The 18,478-nt window shown below is 37.4% G+C and carries 21 protein-coding genes; 4 read left to right on the forward strand and 17 right to left on the reverse strand.

What is annotated here, in order from left to right:
* Both K8P02_RS10145 and K8P02_RS10150 read right to left on the reverse strand, forming a co-directional pair.
* A complete protein-coding gene (locus K8P02_RS10145; RefSeq protein ID WP_004308425.1) occupies positions 1-351 on the reverse strand; it encodes a helix-turn-helix domain-containing protein in 351 nt (116 codons plus the stop codon).
* 3 nt (positions 352-354) lie between these two features.
* A complete protein-coding gene (locus K8P02_RS10150) occupies positions 355-714 on the reverse strand; it encodes a helix-turn-helix domain-containing protein (protein WP_005830221.1) in 360 nt (119 codons plus the stop codon).
* Positions 715-924: 210 nt separating this feature from the next.
* On the opposite strand from K8P02_RS10150, the gene K8P02_RS10155 reads away from it, so the two are divergent.
* Complete coding sequence (locus K8P02_RS10155; protein ID WP_008645715.1) at positions 925-1,218, forward strand: helix-turn-helix domain-containing protein; 294 nt, start codon at positions 925-927, stop codon at positions 1,216-1,218.
* A gap of 32 nt (positions 1,219-1,250) precedes the next feature.
* A complete protein-coding gene (locus K8P02_RS10160) occupies positions 1,251-1,556 on the forward strand; it encodes a helix-turn-helix domain-containing protein (protein WP_004308430.1) in 306 nt (101 codons plus the stop codon).
* A 79-nt stretch (positions 1,557-1,635) separates the two neighbouring features.
* On the opposite strand, the gene K8P02_RS10165 is transcribed toward K8P02_RS10160, so the two are convergent.
* The 12 genes from K8P02_RS10165 to K8P02_RS10220 all read right to left on the reverse strand — a co-directional run bounded on the left by K8P02_RS10165 (position 1,636) and on the right by K8P02_RS10220 (position 13,462).
* Complete coding sequence (locus K8P02_RS10165) at positions 1,636-1,998, reverse strand: hypothetical protein (RefSeq protein WP_007754501.1); 363 nt, start codon at positions 1,996-1,998, stop codon at positions 1,636-1,638.
* Between the two features lie 12 nt (positions 1,999-2,010).
* On the reverse strand, positions 2,011-3,246 hold the full coding sequence (locus K8P02_RS10170) for a site-specific integrase (RefSeq protein WP_004308432.1): 1,236 nt from the start codon (positions 3,244-3,246) through the stop codon (positions 2,011-2,013).
* 164 nt (positions 3,247-3,410) lie between these two features.
* Positions 3,411-4,022: an O-fucosyltransferase family protein gene (locus K8P02_RS10175; protein ID WP_223382289.1), complete on the reverse strand. Its 612-nt coding sequence runs from the start codon at positions 4,020-4,022 to the stop codon at positions 3,411-3,413.
* A complete protein-coding gene (locus K8P02_RS10180; protein WP_002560802.1) occupies positions 4,000-4,839 on the reverse strand; it encodes a glycosyltransferase family 2 protein in 840 nt (279 codons plus the stop codon). The genes K8P02_RS10175 and K8P02_RS10180 overlap by 23 nt, the downstream gene beginning before the upstream one ends.
* Positions 4,840-4,841: 2 nt before the next feature.
* Positions 4,842-5,861 (reverse strand): glycosyltransferase, encoded by a 1,020-nt coding sequence (locus tag K8P02_RS10185; protein ID WP_025868222.1) that lies wholly within the window; start codon positions 5,859-5,861, stop codon positions 4,842-4,844.
* Positions 5,858-7,030, reverse strand: coding sequence for a hypothetical protein (locus K8P02_RS10190; RefSeq protein ID WP_025868221.1), 1,173 nt, complete (start codon positions 7,028-7,030; stop codon positions 5,858-5,860). Before K8P02_RS10190 ends, K8P02_RS10185 begins: the two co-directional genes overlap by 4 nt.
* A 5-nt stretch (positions 7,031-7,035) precedes the next feature.
* A complete protein-coding gene (locus K8P02_RS10195; protein WP_223382291.1) occupies positions 7,036-8,040 on the reverse strand; it encodes a glycosyltransferase family 2 protein in 1,005 nt (334 codons plus the stop codon).
* A gap of 212 nt (positions 8,041-8,252) precedes the next feature.
* A complete protein-coding gene (locus tag K8P02_RS10200; RefSeq protein WP_007486839.1) occupies positions 8,253-9,482 on the reverse strand; it encodes a Coenzyme F420 hydrogenase/dehydrogenase, beta subunit C-terminal domain in 1,230 nt (409 codons plus the stop codon).
* Position 9,483: 1 nt separating this feature from the next.
* The gene (locus tag K8P02_RS10205; protein WP_002560807.1) at positions 9,484-10,545 is read right to left on the reverse strand and encodes a polysaccharide pyruvyl transferase family protein; all 1,062 of its coding nucleotides are present in this window, start codon (positions 10,543-10,545) and stop codon (positions 9,484-9,486) included.
* Positions 10,542-12,020 (reverse strand): MATE family efflux transporter, encoded by a 1,479-nt coding sequence (locus K8P02_RS10210; protein WP_044095311.1) that lies wholly within the window; start codon positions 12,018-12,020, stop codon positions 10,542-10,544. The genes K8P02_RS10205 and K8P02_RS10210 overlap by 4 nt, the downstream gene beginning before the upstream one ends.
* Positions 12,021-12,360: 340 nt before the next feature.
* Complete coding sequence (locus tag K8P02_RS10215) at positions 12,361-12,843, reverse strand: UpxZ family transcription anti-terminator antagonist (protein WP_025868219.1); 483 nt, start codon at positions 12,841-12,843, stop codon at positions 12,361-12,363.
* A 73-nt stretch (positions 12,844-12,916) separates the two neighbouring features.
* Positions 12,917-13,462, reverse strand: coding sequence for a UpxY family transcription antiterminator (locus K8P02_RS10220; RefSeq protein ID WP_025868218.1), 546 nt, complete (start codon positions 13,460-13,462; stop codon positions 12,917-12,919).
* 1,153 nt (positions 13,463-14,615) lie between these two features.
* Between K8P02_RS10220 and K8P02_RS10225 the strand changes: the two genes are divergently transcribed.
* Together K8P02_RS10225 and K8P02_RS10230 are read left to right on the forward strand one after the other, a co-directional pair.
* Positions 14,616-14,963: an SH3 beta-barrel fold-containing protein gene (locus tag K8P02_RS10225; protein WP_196039141.1), complete on the forward strand. Its 348-nt coding sequence runs from the start codon at positions 14,616-14,618 to the stop codon at positions 14,961-14,963.
* 130 nt (positions 14,964-15,093) lie between these two features.
* Positions 15,094-15,918, forward strand: a complete 825-nt coding sequence (locus K8P02_RS10230; RefSeq protein WP_195351273.1) for a DUF4373 domain-containing protein — start codon at positions 15,094-15,096, stop codon at positions 15,916-15,918.
* A 149-nt stretch (positions 15,919-16,067) separates the two neighbouring features.
* On the opposite strand, the gene K8P02_RS10235 is transcribed toward K8P02_RS10230, so the two are convergent.
* From K8P02_RS10235 to phoU, 3 genes are all read right to left on the reverse strand, one after another.
* On the reverse strand, positions 16,068-16,607 hold the full coding sequence (locus tag K8P02_RS10235) for a nitroreductase family protein (RefSeq protein WP_002561563.1): 540 nt from the start codon (positions 16,605-16,607) through the stop codon (positions 16,068-16,070).
* A gap of 55 nt (positions 16,608-16,662) precedes the next feature.
* A complete protein-coding gene (locus K8P02_RS10240) occupies positions 16,663-17,262 on the reverse strand; it encodes a riboflavin synthase (RefSeq protein WP_002561562.1) in 600 nt (199 codons plus the stop codon).
* A 422-nt stretch (positions 17,263-17,684) separates the two neighbouring features.
* Positions 17,685-18,377 (reverse strand): phosphate signaling complex protein PhoU, encoded by a 693-nt coding sequence (gene phoU, locus K8P02_RS10245; protein ID WP_002561561.1) that lies wholly within the window; start codon positions 18,375-18,377, stop codon positions 17,685-17,687.
* Positions 18,378-18,478: the final 101 nt, after the last annotated feature.

Here is an 18,478-nt window from a genome sequence, read left to right on the forward strand (position 1 = left end):
TTATTTATTAAAGAAATTATGGATACGCGCCTTGTAGAAGGCTATATCTTCCTTGCGGAAATCCTTTACGTGTTCGGAGAGGAATGTCAGTACGTCCTCCTCGCTGTAATAGGTCTTTTTGCCGAGCGTCTTGTACGGCAATGCACCGATGCTGCGGTAGCGCTGCAGGGTACGCTTGCTTATCTGGAGCAGCATGCAGAGGTCTTGGTTGTCGAACATCCTGATACTTTCCATCGGGTTTGGGGCTTTGCCGGACGGTCGCAGGGAGAGCAGCAGCTCGTCCTGACGGTCGAGCCGTTCCATCAGCTTCTGCATCCAGTCCTCAAAATTGTTTCGTGTAAGCAGTTCCATATCTTATGTCCTCCTTCCTTTGGGTTTGCCGCCGCCCGTGCGCAGCGTGTGGTTGCGTTTCAGTTCCGTCAGTGTCGCTGCATCTTCTGCCACGGTGCAATCTGCGAGCAGGCGGTCTATTTCCGACCGGCGGTAGCGGCATTTGCCGCGCAGCACGATATAGCCGATGCGCTGTTCGCTGCGCATACGTTGGAGGGTACGGGTACTCACGTTCAGCAGGTGCGCCGCCTCGCGGGTGGTGAGCAGCATGTCGGAAGACTCTCCCTTCCTCTCACCGGAAACGGCACGCACATAGACCGCTATCTCGGCTATCTGTTCCGTCAGGGCGGTGAAGGCGGAACTTTCAATCGTTATCACTTTCATATTTTGTCCTTTCTTTTGTTTCTCTGCGGCAAAATTCGGCAATAAACAAAAGGGGCTTTAACAACTCATTACGTGACTCACGTAAGATTTTCTTTGAAAGTGACTCCGTAACCCGGACAACCGGCGCAACAAGCTGCCGTATAGCGGAAAACGGCACGCATTCAAGGCGGCTGCGTTACCTTTGCGGTAAATCATTAAATGTTTTGGTATATGGAAATCGTATCTATCGAGAAAAAGACCTTCGAGATGATGCTGGCGTCATTCAACGCCCTCTCGGAGAAAGTCGCCGCCCTCAGGCGCAAAAGCGACGGCGGGCGGCTGGAAAGGTGGCTCACGGGCGAGGAGGTCTGCGGGCAGTTGAGAATCAGCCCGCGCACGTTGCAGTCATTGCGTGACAGGCGGCTTATCGGCTACTCGCAGATGAACCGCAGGTTCTATTACAGGCCGGAGGAGGTCAGGCGGCTTATTCCGCTTATCGGCACGATCTATCCCGATGGAAAATGACTCTGTTTTTATTAACCACTTAATCCGATGTTATGATGAACGAGAACAACGAGGTTTTCTCAATGGAGGACGAGCCGGTTGCCACCGCGATACAGAATATGCTCAAAGGCTCCAAATGGCTCTCCGCATTTTTGGAAAGTTACCGTCCGCCACTGGACGGGGAACATTACCTGACGGACAGGGAGGTGGCGGAAATGCTCCGGGTAAGCCGCCGCACCTTGCAGGAGTATCGCAACAACAGGATGCTGCCCTTTATCCTTCTGGCAGGTAAGGTGCTTTATCCTGAATCGGGACTGCGTGAACTGTTGGAGGCGAATTACCTCAAGCCGCTGGAATAAGGCGGTTGCATGAAAAAAAAGGAAACGGACAGCACCCGATGGTGTTGTCCGTTTCCTTTTTCGTTGTCTGTATGCGTGTTCAGCAATATCCGGTTTTCCCGTTCTGTATGAACATCACGTATGTCTGCCTCTTTTCCTTTGAGAGTGCCTTCTCCACCAGCCACATGCGGAACACGTGTGTATAGTAGGTGTTCAGCCGGAAGGCTACTGGAATGATGATTTCAAGCGAGTAAACATCCGCGTACAGGCCGTTTTCAAGCTGTATGTAGCGGCATACCTCGTAGTCGTTCAGCACGTCCGACTTGCGGACGGCTTTGATGGCGGCGTTCACTGCCGGGACGGTGGCATGGAACTCTTCGGCGATTTCCCCGGCGGTCATCCATACCTCGTTACCGGTTACGCTGACCGTCTTGTCCTCTATAATGATTATGTCACGTTTCATTGCGTCTCTGTTTTAGATGGTACATCCTGCAAATTCCTCGATTTGGTTCAATCTTGCGGCAAGGTTCTCCATGTCTTGGTTGAGCTTCTCTTTGGTTATCTTCGCGTATATCTGCGTTGTCTTTATACTCTTGTGTCCCAGCATGGAACTGACTGTTTCGATGGGTACACCGTTGGAGAGGAACACCGTCGTGGCTGCCGTATGGCGGCTCTGATGCCACGTGATATGCTTGGTGATGCCGCAACGCTTGGCGACGGCACGGATCCCGGCGAGGCACGTGTTGTAGTGGGGAACAGGGAAAATCCTGCCGTTTTCGCACAGCCCGCGGTATTTGTCGATGATTTGTTTCGCAATGTCAAGCAGGCGGATGTTAGACACCACGCCCGTCTTCTGGCGGTTGATGTTTATCCACTCGTGTTCATCGAAGTAGGTGCGGATGTTCTCTTCCGTCAAATTGCGCATATCGGCGAATGACAAGCCCGTGAAGGCGCAGAACAGGTAGAGGTCGCGGTATAGTTCCTGTTTGGCGTTCTTCAGTTTACCTTCCATCAGCAGGCGGATTTCGTCTTTGGTCAGGAAACTGCGTGTCGTTTCCTCCTTCTTGATTTCATACTCCCTGAACGGGTCGCGTGTGAGCCATTCGTTGTTGATGGCGATGAACACCATCGTCCGAAGTGGGCATACATACAGCCACACGGTATTGGTGCAGCAGTGTTTGTCCGTGCGCAGAAACATCTCGAAGTCGGAAATGAAAGCGGGGGTAAGCTCTTTCAACGCGATGTCCTTCACGTGGTAACGGATGTTGAGAAACTCTTGCAGGTGCTTGTAAACGGTCTTGTACTTCAAGAGTGTGCCTTTGGCTTTCATGCCTGCTTCCACCTGCTTGGCATAGTCCTCGTTGTGTTGCTGGAACACCTGCATCAGCGTGTGATAGCGGTGTTCCAGTCCGAGAAAGGCGTTCTTCACCTTCTCTGCCGTGACGAAGTTGTCACGCTCCATGATTTCCTGATAGTGCTTGTTGATGCGCACCCGCATCTTGTCAAGCATGCGGTTCGTTTCGAGTGCCGCCGTGCTTCTGCCCGTGACACGTCCCCCTTTGGTGTCCCACAACTTGGGATCGATGGTCAGTTTGCAACTGAATTGCGTCTGGCTGCCGTCCACCGTGATGCGTCCCATGACGGGAACCGTCCCGTCTTTTTTCACTACCTGACGTTTGAGGTAGTAAATAACTGAAAATGTACTCTTCATCGTCCTTAATTTTTTTTGTTCAAAATTAGTTGGTGAAGAGCCCTCCTCTGATACGCAAATCGCGGAAGAACGGCGCAATCTTTTTTTGTTACCGGATTTTTTGCGTGAGTTGTCAGTAACTCACTAATCTTTAAGGCCTTGTTTCGTTATTCGTGTCCATTTCGTCACCTATTGGGCGTGGTTACGAACAAGTAACGTAGCTCCGTCTTGATTTGGCTTCGGCGTGGATTGTAATGGCTCTCAGAATAATTGGCAGCGTTAATGAAACCCCTGTAAATCAAATCCATTACCATATTCTTCCGCATTTCACTTTTTTGTAGTAACTTTGCAAGTGTAGTATGCAAGACTATCGGTTCTTCTTGGGAAAGAAAAAAAGAGCCCTTTCTTCTCAAAGTTTCAGCATAAATAGTTTTCTGCCAATAGCCCTGCAAATAAACATCCCCTCTCTTACTCAAATATTTGAACAACTGTTCATCTGAAAAATACTTCTCCTCAATAAAACTATTTTTCAAACCATAAATAAATCTCAATAACCGATTCTTTGTACCTACATATTTAGAGAAAGAAATATCAGTGGTAACAGGTATACCAGGAACAACCACAGATAACTCCAACTTTCTTAATTTATCAGATTTTCCAAAAGAAGCAATATCATATATCACATCCACCTGGTACTTCTCTCTTAAAAACTCACCAAAAGAATACTGAAATAATTGATTTCCAATCCCTCCCCAGAGACGAACTATGACCATATTAGTTTTTTCTATACCCATCATAAAGTCTTAATAGATAACCATAAAAAACATTCTTAACAGCATATCTATAAAATGGATATGTATTTATATCAACAAATAATTTCTTTTGTATCATAGTATCCCCTATAGGATATGGATATTTCTGATTAAACATGTCCATATCGCGTAAATGAGATATAGAGTAATTTTTCTTTTTATTAAAGATTGGTTTATGACATAAATGCTCTGCAAAACAATTATCTAAAGCTATTGTACTCCATCCTTGTAAATTCAGGCGCATAACAACATCACTATCAGCAAAATAAAAGTTATAATCCTTCTCCTCTAAAAAGCCAATCGCCTCTAATGCCTCTCGCACATAGAATCCATGATTTAAAGTAACATATCCTTTGGGTAAAAGCCCCACACGATAATAATTATGTCTAGGAAATTCTCTAAAAAAGAAAGCACCAGCACCTATTTTTTCCCCATTTATTCTTCGCCTTTCCATTTCATCATACCCTTTCTGTAAACACCCTTTTTCCAATATTAAATCATCGCTCACCATTACGATATAAGGAGCCGAAGCATATTTAAAAGCAATATTCATAAATTCTCCCCATGAATGAGCCAATACACGTATACCTTGTGAATCAGTTACCTTATAGTTCGGCTGAATCATTGTAAAAATATCCCTTTGTTTAGCTAACCAATCGCATGTGCCATCAGTAGAGCCACCATCTATTACAATGATTTCAACATTTCCATTGAACCCATTTGTTCTTATACTATTAATTGTAGCCTTTAATAAATTCTTCCGGTTTTTGGAACCTAATACTACTGAAAGAGCGTATTCCATAATTAATAATCTGATTTAAATAATCTTGTTTTTAAATAATCCATAGTTCTACCAACAAACAACTTTAAATCACATGCGCTGTATCTTATCGGGTGATTGTATCCTTCGCTACTATCCTTCGGGGTTTTAGTACAAAAAGATAAAATCGACATTTTTTCTAAGTCCCAACGCTGTGCGTAGTATTCATAAGTTTCTAAAGAGCACTTTGATAGTAATCTTATATTTATCGTTTTATTTGATAAGTTTTCAAACTTATCAAATAAAACTCCATTATCTCCATCAACAATATATTCACTCATCGTAGGACTATTAGGTGATAATACGCATAAACCTAATCCCATCGCCTCCAAAAATCCCATACCAATTCCTTCCAACTTTCGGGGAGCAATAAATATATTGCATTTACTAAGTGCATTTAAATAATCTTCATGAGTATCAAACCAGCCATCAGTATAGTTAATCTCCATTTTATTCATACTCAAAATATTCTTATTGATTTTTGAACAAGTAGTAGAATCGGGAGAATCATGAATCAAAACCCTATTTACTCCCATACTTTCTAAGGAATTCAATAATTTTTGAATATTCATATTATTTGTTCTTCTCCAAATAAATGCTGATAACTTAGTCAAATCAAGAGTTATATTTTTCCTTACAGGAGGAACATATCGCACGAGTAAACTATCAATTCTTAAATCAAGAAGAATCTTATGAATAGTAGTACTAAAAGAGATAAAACGAAACTTACGATACTTATACCAAGTAAAGTGGTTCCATGTTGAACAAGCATCATACATTGGAATAATAATTACTCTTTTAGGATCTACAGAAGATAATATGTCAAGAGATGGTATAATTTGCCAAAAAACATACAAGTCATATCCTTCTTTTATGACATCATTATTTGAATCAAAAAAAGAATATAAAACATCTACTTTATCAAGAGTTTGCAAAATTTCAATAAAAAATTGACTACTCCTTGTCTTTATATGAAAAGGATGATCATAAAAAGCAATATTCATCTAAAAATATTATTTTTTTGATTAGTATAGATACTCCAAACAGCCACCCACACAAATAAATATTTAGGACAAAAAGCAAAAGGGCTTCCTGGATACAAAGACACTATAAAATGTACTAAAAAAAGAGCTGACTGATGAGAAAAATAAGATTTTGAAGCAAATCCTTTACAAATTGCACAAATTAGAAAAACAAGAAAGGGTATAAGAAATAGGATTCCACCCTTCAATATAATGTGTAAAAAACCTGTTTCAATCAAATTACGATACTCCTCACCTGATGACTCTATTCCAGGAGCATAATATACGCCATCAATACCACGTCCCCAAAACACATCACTTACATTACTAAACACATCATCAATAAACATAAATTCCACTTGAGACCTTGTATCAGTCATCCCTTTCTCTATCAAATTCGAAAATAGCGTAGTCGACAAATAACCATACCCCCTCCAAGCTATTAACGATAGAAAAAAAATAAAAAACAAGATCTTGATTTTTTGTTTACTGTTATTATCACCAAAGATTACAACTCCTACAATATTTAGAAAAAATGCAATAAATATATCTAAAACTAATCCACGCCTAGCCATTAATGTAGCAAAGATAAAAAGAAGTCCAAGAGAGATGAAAATGACAATCTTATACTTTAAACCAAAAGAGCGAATAAAATAGAATAAAATAATTGAAGTCGACCCCAAAAAGGCAGTTAACTGGGAGATTACTACAAAACCGAACTCTGTAAATAATGCTCTATAAGATAATAAAATAAGCACTACAAAAAGTAATGACATCAAAAAAAATAAAGAAAATATTTTTTTTAACACATTTTCAGACAATATAAAATAGATCAAAGGCGTTAAATACAGCATAAGCCCCATTCTGTCGTACACCTTATTTAATACAGACATCACAGTCAGATAATTTCCCCGAATCATTATAAAAACACCCAGTATAACAAAAAAGCAAACACAAAAAGAAGTTAAACGACTATTTTGCTTCTTTACAAGAAAAAAGAAATTATAAAAAATAAACGACAAACCTGTCAATTGTAAAAAACGAATTATTAATATAGGAGAAGTATCACTATTAAGTATTGCAGATCCCCCAAAATATAATAAGCAGCCAAATAAAAACAATGTAGATCGGTTGACCGCATGTAACTTCATCAAATTTAACATTTTGAAAATTTGTGTATTTTATCATATAACATACATATCATTTTATAATAGTAGAAACCAATTCTAAGAGGCAAGATAAAATGAATATTCCTGATAAATACTCCCAACCGATTACTTGCTTTACATAAATAAACAAAACGATTAGATAAAGGTACTCGATTTACTATATGTTTATAATAAGTCCAAAGTTCTAAATCAGTAAGCACTGTCATAGCTACTGAGAAATAAGAATACCGATAACTTTCCAAAATAAAATAATTATATGGATTAGAAACATTATTATCACTAACAAACGAAATCATCTTATTAATAACATTAAAGTAATGAACTAAATGTTTTTTTTGATTAGTATCTGTACTAATTGTATTATCTCTTATGACATATTTATAAGTAATTGAATCACATAAAAACAATGATTTGGCGAATGTAGCCAATTGAAAACTCCACAAAACATCTTCATGCAATAAACCTTCTTCGAAAAATAAATTGTATTGAATTATAAATGATTTATTGACTAGTTTATTCCAAGCCATCACGTACCATTCATTATTATAAAGCGCCTCAACAATAACACTATTCGATTCATATAATTTATTATCAAAGCAATATATTGGAAATTTCGCATTTACTTCATACGCTCCAACAACAACGTCATAATTTGATTTTAACGAAGACACCAATAAAGAAATACAATCTAATGAAATGTCATCATCGCTATCTAAAAAATACAAATAATCTCCCGTAGAAAATTTTATTCCTGTATTGCGGGCTGCAGACAATCCTCTATTTTTCTCATGATTAATTATTCTAAAATCAATATCACACTGATTATTATTCAGAAAATCAGATACTTTCTTCATACTATCATCAGGCGTGCAGTCATTAATTAATATACATTCAATATTTCTATATGTTTGATTCAATATTGATTTTAAGACTCTTTCTATATACAAAGAGACATTATAAACAGGAACAATAATTGAAACTTTTATATCCATAACATTATCCAGAAATAATCTCAAGAATTAAGAGTCTGTTTAAATTTTCCTGAAATAATTTTTATATAGGCTTTATCGACCTGTTTTGATTTTCTTTTCGGTCTATTTTTCAGCTTTTATTCGTCACATAGCCCGCTATGCTCCTTATAAAAACTGAAAAATATCCTCGAAAACAAATCTCAAAACAGTGGCGAGCAAAATTTAAACAGACTCTAAGTAAAACGCCTATTAAAAAAACTAATCAATTTAAAGAAAACAATATTAATCCTGTAATATACCCAGCACAAACTTTTAACAACCGTATTACTTCCATATTCAGAAATTAAATATTGAGGGAAATTTCTTCTCTCTGGATATCCCCATTTTGCTATAATTTCATCAAAGTTCATATTTTGGAAATCCAACCAAAACTCAGATCTCGTAACAGGTTCATTCCAAGCAGAAGAAAGACTTTTCTGACTTTTGGAAATTACAATAGAATCTCTTTCAAAACAAATAGTCTGATTTTTCACTAAATCAACAAGATTTCTCCCTTTAGAAGTATTTATCAACAACATCGAAATACCCTCATCTGTGTTTTTTTCTTCTTTACAAGTAGCTACATAACCCCAAAAATCAGCTAAAGTTATATCACTAACACGTTCCATATTGGCGAAGCGACATTGATAACAAGACTTTCTTAATATATTATCCCTCAGAAATAGTCGCATAAAAGGATCTTTAAACCAATTACCAAAATAAACCTCTCCAGATTCAAATATAGCTTTAGTGTTAAACCAACTCCAACTATTCCTTTTATCTCTAAAAGTATAAGAGATAAGTGATGATTTATAACAATTTTCCAACCATTCTTTATATTTAAAAAAAACATTAGGAGATGGAACTCCATGACAAACAAAATCACATGTCACTAAATTGCTATAATCACGTTGTAAATACCCATAAAGACCAGCTACCTGACAAGGTGCCCCACTAAACAAGACCATCCTCCCCTCCTTCAGAACCGAACGAACAGCTTTATATGACTCATGAATATTACTTTGCAAATACTTTGAGCCTCTCAATTTTGCTAAATCATCTTCTTTATCAATCATTATGTGAGATACAGTAAAATTAGAAGTAAACGCTGCCCCAAAAACAACGCCACCGCTTTTTAAAATATAAAGTGCCAATTCAGAGAATATACCGCCAGAAGAGCTCTCCTTCCTTAGTACCTTATTTCGACTCCAAATAGCGTATCCATATTGTTTTACTCTTTTCTTCTCTATCACATTCAATATAGGGCAACTCCTTTCACAGGTACCACATTCAATACACTTTTCCACCAACAGAGAAGGCACATAAAAGCCCTCATCATCCTTAGATATACTCAAAGCCATCTTAGGGCAAGAATTAACACAAGCAAGACAACCTGTACACACTGATGATTCACAAAGTTTCATGTTACAGCTTGGATTTTAATACTGAGTAATAATTTTCTTCAAAATAAGGCATCAAATGATAAGTCAAATTCTCATTTGATAAAATATCATGAACTAATTGAGGTACATCTTCTAAATCAGGAGCAAATTTTACATAATTTTCGAACTCCACTGGGAACCATTTAACTCCAGAACTCAACTTATGATCTGTAGATGAAACTACTATAACAGGAGTACCTGCTATTAGTGAAAAAATAGTCCCATGATAACGATCTGTGATAACCAATTTATATTTAGAAAATTGCTCGAATATTTCAATTAATAATTTTTCTCTATTCGATCCTTCATTTATTATTGAATAAGGGATTGAAATAGTCGTATCGGTCATTTCAGTTGTTATATTTTCAAATTTATCACGTAATTTTTGTATTGTTTCTACTTTATAAAAAGCTTCTATATCATTTCTCATACAAAACAAAATTCCTTGACGATTATTAGTATAATGCTTTGAACCAATTAGTGAAGTGACAATATCAGGGTACAATAACAATCTGCAATTTACAAATATTTTTTGAGCATTTTGATAAGAGAGTTCATCTCTACAGCACAATGTAATTTTACCATGCTTGTTAAAAATAGTTGCTATTTTTTTTTCTTCATCTTTATCTTTAAAGTTAATTGTCTGAGGAAAGATGAATATTTTAAAATCAGGAAACAGTTGCGCTATTTTACAATATACATCTTTTTCTCTATATAAATCTGTTAAATGATAGCCACTATGAAACATCAAAAGATCGTCTGAATTAATCTGCTTTCTCAAATGACGAATAACCTTATCTGTCGAAGTTCTTAAAGTAAAAAAAACGCATTGATACTCTTCAAAATTTTGATTTATCCATTTTTGTATACAGTACATTTGCGCTTGATCTCCCATATTACTATGTCCCGGGGACCCAAATATAAAAACTGTTTTCCTGTTTTTAGATAATGATATAATATTTATTATTTTTTTTTCATCCCAATAAAGATCATATTTATTTCTGACAATTCCATACGCACTTCTTACAAATCGATTTAAGTTCATTTATTTATTCTATTTAGTATATATATTTTTACTTTTTTCTTTTCCTCCGCATTTAATCCTAAAAGATAAGAGAATAATATCGTGAATAAAAAAGAAACAATTACAGTAAGTATTAAACTTATCATGCCATCAGTATATTTACCAATTAATAATGGGAAGGGAATAACAACAAAGGTTATACAAACAACATTAAGTATCACTTTTCTACAAAACAACTTTGAGGGAAAATTAAGCATTGATACAAATAAAATAAGCCTTGTAAACAATAAAACCACACTAACCACACATCGAACTATCAAGGCAAAAACGGCACTATAGCCTAATGAAAACAGTATAAATGATGAAATTAAATTTAGCCAGAATATGGAACTGATAATTAATTGATAATTCCGAATTTTCCCTTTTGCTTGGATTATCATCCACAAGGGGCCTGATAATGTATCGATTAATAAAGAGATAATTGTAAATCGACAGAATAAAACAGTATATTGTGGTATACTTCCTAACCAAATTTGCAAAATTGCTTCTGTCTTTATTAAAATTGGCAAAGAAATTAAAAACAATAACAGATAAGAAATTTTTGCTGATCTAAATATTAATGACTCTAAATAGGGTTTATCTCCGGAAGCATAGGATTTTGTTATTTGAGGATTAAATGCAACTTGAAAATTCAGGACGAACTGATTTACTGCATTACTTATTTGATTAGTAACCCCCATAGCAGCATTAACAACAACACCAAAAAAAATATTTAAGAGCATATTTACACCTTGATTAGTAGCTACTACCGAAAGACTTCCAAATATACTCCAACCAGAAAAACTCACTAACTTATAAAACAACTTTTTATTCCAATAATAGAAAAAGCGGCATGCACTAAATTGATTAAGACAAAAATATACATATAACAATAAAACAACAAAAGAAACGACAGAAGTTAAAATGCTATAGCTTATTAATTTATCAAAATTCACCCACATCAGTAAATAAACAATTAACAATTTCAATATTACTTCTACTATCGAAATATAAGCATAAAATGACATCTTCTCATGAGCTACAATCGCTGCATTATAAGGAGTACACATCATATTTAAGAAAAAAGTAACTAATGTAAATTGATAAGTCCAATTTGCAGCAACCATCCGCTCTTCTGCTATATTAAGCTGTGTGTTAAGAAACCACAAACCAATACTCTCGCCTAAGATAATGATGATAAGAGATAATCCCAAATAGACAAGTAAACTAATACTAAATACTTGTTTGAATTTCAATAAGTTTTGTTTCCCCAGTTCATACGTTAGAAAACGTTGAGTCGCTTGCGTTAAAGCCCCATTTAAGAAAGAGAACAATACAACAACTCCGGCCACTACATTATAGATACCAAAATCCTCAATACCTAAAGTATTTAGAACAACACGACTCGTATAAAGACTAACTCCCATCGTTAGTAACATACGAATATAAAGCATCATTGTATTCTTCGCAATTCGCTTATTATTCTCTGAGTTATTTATCACTTTTTAGATGTAAACGTTTTGTTTAGACATTAGTTATTTGCCCCTACTCTCTATGCGTGGTAACCATTCAGTCAAAATCACAACGATTTTCTTGCCATCCATACATCTTCACACGGCACTAAGTTCCATCCAATTCAAGATGGTCTGACGGGAAACTTTGAACTTCAATTCAAACAAGTGAATCGTATCACGATAAATCAAATTCTCAAGTATAGTAAGAAATTGAATACCAATTTTAGCAACATATCAATGGTAGCATGAGTACTGCGGAAGTTTCTCAAAATCTTGTAGACTGTTATTCCACCTCTTCCCAATTCGGATACGGATTAGCCTCCAGACTCTCCAGATAGTCGAAAACTTCCCGTTCTGCTAAAGTCAAATCACGACCTTCCCAACCATTGATTATTTCATGAGCTTCTTTCGCTAACTCGTCATCAAAAGTCTCTGCGTAGCAGGCTACTAAAAGCTGACACTTCAATAGTGAGGCTGAAAGTTGATCGAGCACCTTCCAACTACGGTCGAGAAGCGTCTGAATCTTTTTGTTTTTATTGCCATTGTCATAAATGGTAGCATGGAAGCCACTCAGAAGGGCATAACAAAGCCGGGCTTCTTCTTCGATATTGGAACTGCGCCGGGTATAGAGATCTTCGGACTGACGGTACACCTCGAGATTGAGTTCGCAAAAACGGTCGGAATAAATGGGGCTACCATCGAAACCTAAGTTGAGAAGCTCGTGCGTAATATGGCACAGGGCATCAATTTGTGATTGTAGAAACATGGAGAGATTTACAATTTGACGATTTACAATTTACGATTGAAAAATGATGTAGTTATCAGTTTACAATTTACTATTAATCAGAATCGGGAATGCGTTCGATTAGGGAGGGATGGATATAGGCGGTAGCTACTGCCATGACTCCCTGAATACAAACCGACACGCGGCGGTCTCCCTTGACACGGATGATGACTCCTTCCACACCCTCGAAGATGCCACCGGTGACACGGACACGGTCACCTTTCTGTAAGGCGGTGGCGATGGGGTCGAGGTAAACGATCTGTTCTTCGTAATTGCCCGAAACGGCTATGAAGCTACGCATCTGGGAATCCGGGATGGTGATCGGACGACGAAGCTCCTGATTGAAGATATAACGGACAGCCAAAGAAAGGGCGATGGACTGACGGATACGTTCGATGCATTCCAAAGAGGAACGGACGAAGATAAAGTTATGTACCACGGGGACCAATTTACGTACTTTACGCTCCCCTTTCCGGATGTACTCGTAGTGCATCGGAATGAAGTTCTCAATATTTTCGGCATCTAAAATCTCTTTCAGGAGAAGCTCGCGGCTGTAAGTGACGCGAAGAGGATACCAGTGTATGTCGGTGGATTTGTTCACAATTGGATATTCTTTAGGGACACCGGGGTAGTGAAAACTCCTTCCAGTCAAGTGTGTATAAAAAAGATTATCAATGAGTTATACACTTGCCCTCAATAGTGGCCCTATCACAGGGAACGAACATAAAGAGGGGATTTATGAGATGTGCAAGGACTTGTTTTTATCGAAAACAAAGCGGGATGCACAACTTATTATAAACGAGCCAACTGAAAGCAACAAGTGTTTCAATAGACGTTCGTTTAATTGAACGCTTTTTTTACACATCATATAAAAGGGGATTTTCATAAAAGCATACAGATAAAATATCAATTTATTTAATACTATATATTATTAGTAATCAATGAATTGAGGGTAATTCAACAAATATAATATCATTTTTTTTATTAAACATTTTGCCAATATAAAAATACCTCATATCTTTGCGTTCAATTAAACGAACGTTTATTGAAACACTTTTATATTTGACAGTTATTTTATTGATTTACAATATCATAACCACACAAAACAAGCATTTTACATCATTTTACCTCATAAATAATCCATACTAAATGAATTAATTAACTACTTTCGCGATTTTAAACATTTTTATCATTAACAAAATTAAAATCGCAAATTATGAACCAAAAACCACAACAGAAAGAGAATAGTAAAAGAGTAAAAAAAACAAGAATAAAAAGTATTTACTTACTAATAAACAGGAAATTCAATCAAAGAAAGGAAGAAAAAAGGAGAAACCAATACGTGGTATTATTTCCTGTCACGAAGAATATATCAGAGGCATGATATTACTATATAAAAAAGGAGCAATGGGAGAAAATTTAAAGACATGCCAAGCCAATTTAGCGCGGTTTATTACTGAAAAAGGAGTACTCGTCCACTGTATCAACGGAGAATATAAATCACTCAAATACAGCACTATCAAAACCTACATATCCCAAATATGGAATGAAGAGAAATAGTAGTAATCCGGTTATGTGAAGACAGGAAAATTGAAGGACATCTATTTTGTAAATTCATTTTAAAATAATAAGCATATATTCGCAGCAGATTGAAGCGAAAGATGTAAGAGTGCCGCTTTCTCAGGAAGCGGCACTTTCTTTGTATACAGCATCAACCTGAAAAAATAATTATTCATCATTTTAAATTCAGTATTATGAAAAAGCAGAAAAGGCAGGTGTCACAGAGTGAAGCAATGAAAGCAAGATGGAAAAGACGGATCGTGATAGAGAAAAGTTACCCGGAAAGTACCGCACAATGGATGGCAGAACGCCTGGAAAGATTGTTGGACCACATGCTGTACGGGCATGCCATGATTGCCTATCACAAGCAGAACGGAGATTTCAAGTTTGTGAAAGGGACACTGATCTATTACGAAGCAGAGTTTCACAAAGTATACGATCCAACAAAGGTGGAAGGTACCATCGTTTACTGGGACGTGGAGCAACAGGGATGGAGAACGTTCCTGGTGGAGAACTTTATGGAATGGAGACCTATTCAGTAGTTAGTAGCCAGTAGTCAGTAGCCAGAATCTATGCAGTGTATCAGAGGTATGCTAAAAGAATTCCGGCTACTTACTATCAACTACTTACTACTTACTACTTGCTACTAACTACTTACTACTCAAAAAAATTATGGCTACAGAATACTATGGAATAAACTACTTCCCGTTACTGACGGGATTTTTTCACTGCGATACGATAGAACTGATTACGGCAATACATGGAGTGAAAGGGCCGCATGCGGTGATCATGTTGCTGTGCAAGATATATACTGACGGGTATTACATTCATTGGGGAGAAGACCAATGCATGATTTTTGCAAGGAAGTTAGGACCGGAATACGATAAAAAGACAGTGGAAGAGATCGTAAACCTGCTTATCGAAAAAAGATTTTTCGATAAAGAAAGCTACGAAAAACATGGAGTGCTGACTTCTGTGGAAATACAAAAGGTATGGCTGGAGGCTACAAGCCGTAGAAAGAAGGACTTAACGAAACTTCCCTATATGCTGACAGAGGGTGCGAACTCAAAAAATGTATGCAAAACCGGTAGTTCAACTACAGAAAATGTAGACAAGTTACCGACTCAAATGGAGTTGAACCTCGAAAATGCAGACAATTTCAGACAAAGTAAAGTAAAGCAAAGTAAAGCAGAGAAGAGTAAAGAACTTCCCCCCTCTGATCCCCCCAACGGGGAGAAGGAGGAAGAGGAGGATATTTCTTTACTTCCTCCCCCACCCGAATACGCACTCAATGAGAAAACACACAATTACAGCGGGCTATTGGAGAGCCTGAGGCTGCACAATGTGAAAGACAAAACCGAGATTAAAGCGATACTGAGATTGTCGGACTACGGCAGGAAGGGGACGGAAATATGGAGAATACTGGCAAAGACAAACTGGAGCAGGATTGAGGCACCGGGGAAATACATCCTGAAAATACTCAGGACATCTCAGTAAAAAACAGGTTTAAAAACCTGGAAATCAAGCAATAAAAAAGTACGTACTTTGATACCCCAAAAGTACGTACTTAACACACTATTAATATGCATTTTAAGTCACTGTTAAAATACTAAGTTTGTATGCGGGAAATGAAGGACTCTGCTATTTCACTTATAGCCATTGTAAGATATCACTTTTTCTTTCACCTTACGAATTTTCTTCCTCTTCTCTTTCAATGGATAGCCGACAATAATATCCAGCAACAGTCGTTTAGAAGCAGGAATACCCGTCAGTTGTTTAATTTCCTTTTCATCGAACCAACCAAGGATACACGAACCCAAGCCTTCACTTTCGGCAGCAAGAACAATATGGGAAGCTGCAATGCCTACATCAATCAGGGGGAAATGCTTATCTTTCACTTTACCTCCCAAAAGAGAAGTAATATTGGCAGATTCCTCCACTATCAGGATATGTACGGGTGCGTCCTTCGCAAACTTATTCATACCAAGCCCGGCAGCAGCCTTCCCTACTTTGCGGGAAAGTTCTCTGTCCGTAACCACCACAAACTTCCACGGCTGTGCATTGCAAGCTGAAGGTGCCAAACGAGCAGCTTCCAGTATCCGTTCCAGCTTTTCCGGTTCAACAGAGTGTTCCTTATCATAAGCACGGTCACTTTGCCGTGACATAACTAATCGCAGAAAATCCATAAAAAAGTTATAGGGTTATGGAATTATAAGGTTATAAAGTTGTAGGGTTATAAAGTTATAACACTATCATTCGGCTGATATACTTGCCGATGATATCGAATTCAATGTTTACCACACTACCGATCACAAAAGTATGGAAGTTGGTATGTTCATAAGTATAAGGTATAATGGCTACCTGGAAGGTATCATCCGTAGGGTTACATACAGTCAGGCTGACGCCGTTCACCGTTACCGAACCTTTGTCTACAGTGATATATCCCCGCTTTGCCATCTCTGTATCAAATGCATATTTGAATGTGAAATACCAGCTTCCGTCTGCATCTTTGATATCCACACAAGTAGCAGTCTGATCAACATGTCCTTGTACGATATGTCCGTCCAGACGTCCGTTCATCATCATGCTACGTTCCACGTTCACCTTATCCCCTATTTTAAGCAAGCCAAGGTTGGAACGGTCAAGCGTCTCCTTCATGGCAGTCACAGTATAGGTATCATCGGTCATGCTAACAACTGTCAGACATACACCGTTGTGTGCAATACTCTGGTCTATTTTCAACTCATTTACAAACGAACACTTAAAAGTAAAGTGTATATTTTCCTGGTCTTTTACCAGTGCTACGAGAGTAGCATATTCTTCTACTATTCCGGAAAACATAAAGATATTTACTATTTATGATTTAACTATTTACGATTTACGGTTGGAGATACCCTCTCCGATCATGGGGTCAAAGATACAAAATTGAAACTGATTAGAGTAGAGGAAACAAATAATCTGTGTTAATTATTAATAGGACATAGGTATAAAAAAATGGGGCTTTTCACAAAGCTCCATTTCTCAGTTTTCAATAGGTATTAGTTTTTTTTTAAGGTAAAAAGATTGTTTTCAGGATAACGGTGCAAATATAGGCGCTTTTCTCGTTATGAACCAAATATTAAAACATGTCTTATAACATCTTTTTGAATTTTCTTTGGATTTATTATCATTTCAAGATAGCCGCCTCACTACCTACCCGTTACAGCAGACAAATATAGAACTTTTTTTTAAGTACTACTAATTTTTGTATAAAAAGTTGCATATTATGACTTTTCCGGATAGTGTTCATCCGTTTTTCCACTATGTTTTAACACTTTCGCATCCATAAAGAACACTATCTCTTCGGCAATATTAGTGATATGATCTCCGGAACGCTCTAACTTACGGAACACACTTACGAGGTTCAAGCAGGAAAGTACACTTTCAGGATGTTCTTTTATATAACCGGCAAGAACCGTAGTGGCTTCAGCATTGATTTCATCCAACAGGTTGTCTTTGGAAAAAACAGCGGTAGCCAGTTCAATACTCTCTTCATTCAAAGCACGCTTTGCCAATTCAAGCATAGAGAGCACTTCTCCCAACATCTCTTCCAGACGAAGACGTTTCAACAATTCGGCATCCAAAACAGGCTCCTCACACTTCAACACAAAACGGGCAATCCCTTCGGCAAAGTCACCCAAGCGTTCCAGATTGGTATTAATCTTAAGCATGGCAAGCACAAAACGTAAATCGATAGCCACAGGATTATACAAGGCAATCACATCCTCCACATCGCTGTCTATTTTCAACTCGGAAGCATTCACTCTCCGCTCACGAACAATCACTTGCCGGGCAAGTTCTTTATCAAGTGTCAATACAGCCTCTCCAGCTCTATCCAACTGGTTATAAACTAATGTCCACATCTCATCAACTTCTTTATGCAGTAGGATGAGCTCCGATTCTATAAACTTCACCATAATATAATAATTTAATAATGTGCTAATTTGAAAAATGTGCCAATTAACTGTATTATAGCAACATGCCACATGATAATCGGCACATTAGCATATGGGTACAT

Origin of the sequence: Bacteroides nordii (assembly GCF_019930665.1) — a bacterium.
Taxonomy (GTDB): Bacteria; Bacteroidota; Bacteroidia; order Bacteroidales; family Bacteroidaceae; genus Bacteroides; species Bacteroides nordii.

Bases quoted from the DNA above. Each gene is read 5' to 3' on its own strand.
- K8P02_RS10240 (WP_002561562.1), bottom strand. From the start codon at position 17,262: ATGTTTTCCGGAATAGTAGAAGAATATGCTACTCTCGTAGCACTGGTA.
- K8P02_RS10235 (WP_002561563.1), bottom strand. From the start codon at position 16,607: ATGGATTTTCTGCGATTAGTTATGTCACGGCAAAGTGACCGTGCTTAT.
- K8P02_RS10185 (WP_025868222.1), bottom strand. From the start codon at position 5,861: ATGAATATTGCTTTTTATGATCATCCTTTTCATATAAAGACAAGGAGT.
- K8P02_RS10150 (WP_005830221.1), bottom strand. From the start codon at position 714: ATGAAAGTGATAACGATTGAAAGTTCCGCCTTCACCGCCCTGACGGAA.
- K8P02_RS10225 (WP_196039141.1), top strand. From the start codon at position 14,616: ATGAAAAAGCAGAAAAGGCAGGTGTCACAGAGTGAAGCAATGAAAGCA.
- K8P02_RS10190 (WP_025868221.1), bottom strand. From the start codon at position 7,030: ATGAAGTTACATGCGGTCAACCGATCTACATTGTTTTTATTTGGCTGC.
- K8P02_RS10155 (WP_008645715.1), top strand. From the start codon at position 925: ATGGAAATCGTATCTATCGAGAAAAAGACCTTCGAGATGATGCTGGCG.
- K8P02_RS10210 (WP_044095311.1), bottom strand. From the start codon at position 12,020: ATGATGCTTTATATTCGTATGTTACTAACGATGGGAGTTAGTCTTTAT.
- K8P02_RS10205 (WP_002560807.1), bottom strand. From the start codon at position 10,545: ATGAACTTAAATCGATTTGTAAGAAGTGCGTATGGAATTGTCAGAAAT.
- K8P02_RS10195 (WP_223382291.1), bottom strand. From the start codon at position 8,040: ATGGATATAAAAGTTTCAATTATTGTTCCTGTTTATAATGTCTCTTTG.
- K8P02_RS10200 (WP_007486839.1), bottom strand. From the start codon at position 9,482: ATGAAACTTTGTGAATCATCAGTGTGTACAGGTTGTCTTGCTTGTGTT.
- K8P02_RS10160 (WP_004308430.1), top strand. From the start codon at position 1,251: ATGATGAACGAGAACAACGAGGTTTTCTCAATGGAGGACGAGCCGGTT.
- K8P02_RS10165 (WP_007754501.1), bottom strand. From the start codon at position 1,998: ATGAAACGTGACATAATCATTATAGAGGACAAGACGGTCAGCGTAACC.
- K8P02_RS10170 (WP_004308432.1), bottom strand. From the start codon at position 3,246: ATGAAGAGTACATTTTCAGTTATTTACTACCTCAAACGTCAGGTAGTG.
- K8P02_RS10230 (WP_195351273.1), top strand. From the start codon at position 15,094: ATGGCTACAGAATACTATGGAATAAACTACTTCCCGTTACTGACGGGA.
- K8P02_RS10145 (WP_004308425.1), bottom strand. From the start codon at position 351: ATGGAACTGCTTACACGAAACAATTTTGAGGACTGGATGCAGAAGCTG.
- K8P02_RS10175 (WP_223382289.1), bottom strand. From the start codon at position 4,022: ATGATGGGTATAGAAAAAACTAATATGGTCATAGTTCGTCTCTGGGGA.
- K8P02_RS10180 (WP_002560802.1), bottom strand. From the start codon at position 4,839: ATGGAATACGCTCTTTCAGTAGTATTAGGTTCCAAAAACCGGAAGAAT.
- K8P02_RS10215 (WP_025868219.1), bottom strand. From the start codon at position 12,843: ATGTTTCTACAATCACAAATTGATGCCCTGTGCCATATTACGCACGAG.
- phoU (WP_002561561.1), bottom strand. From the start codon at position 18,377: ATGGTGAAGTTTATAGAATCGGAGCTCATCCTACTGCATAAAGAAGTT.